Source organism: Paenibacillus sp. 05T425, from assembly GCF_056396205.1.
In genome coordinates this window covers 1-517 of record NZ_JBFTLA010000070.1, presented here as the reverse complement: position 1 = coordinate 517, position 517 = coordinate 1, and the positions used below count along the sequence as shown (strand labels likewise).

General features: G+C 60.3%; 1 protein-coding gene. It reads left to right on the top strand.

The annotated features are described in order from the left end of the window. The coding region (locus AC1DF0_RS32110; protein WP_477577612.1) for a chorismate-binding protein at positions 1-419 on the top strand (419 nt) is incomplete at its 5' end. Positions 420-517: the final 98 nt, after the last annotated feature.

The window sequence follows — 517 nt, the reverse complement described above, 5'->3', positions numbered from 1 at the left end:
CGGTGAAGCTCACCGAGAAGATGGTCATCGAGCGTTATTCCAACGTGATGCACATCGTGTCTAACGTCACCGGCCAATTGAAGGCCGGGCTGACAGCGATGGACGCACTGCGGGCGATCCTGCCGGCCGGCACCTTGTCCGGCGCACCGAAGATTCGCGCGATGGAAATCATCGACGAGCTGGAACCGGTCAAGCGGGGCGTCTATGGCGGCGCGGTCGGTTACTTCGCCTGGAACGGCAACATGGACACCGCGATTGCGATTCGCACCGCCGTGATCAAGAACGGTGAACTGCATGTGCAGGCCGGTGGCGGCATCGTCGCCGACTCGGTACCGGCGCTGGAATGGGAAGAAACCCTGAACAAGCGTCGCGCGATGTTCCGCGCCGTGGCCCTGGCCGAACAAACCCCGGAAAACTGATCCACATAGAAAACGCGGTGCCTGCGAGGGCGCCGCGTTTTTTTATGCCTGTCATTCCCCTTTTAATCTTTTGATCTTGTGCTTCGGCCGCTCTCGAC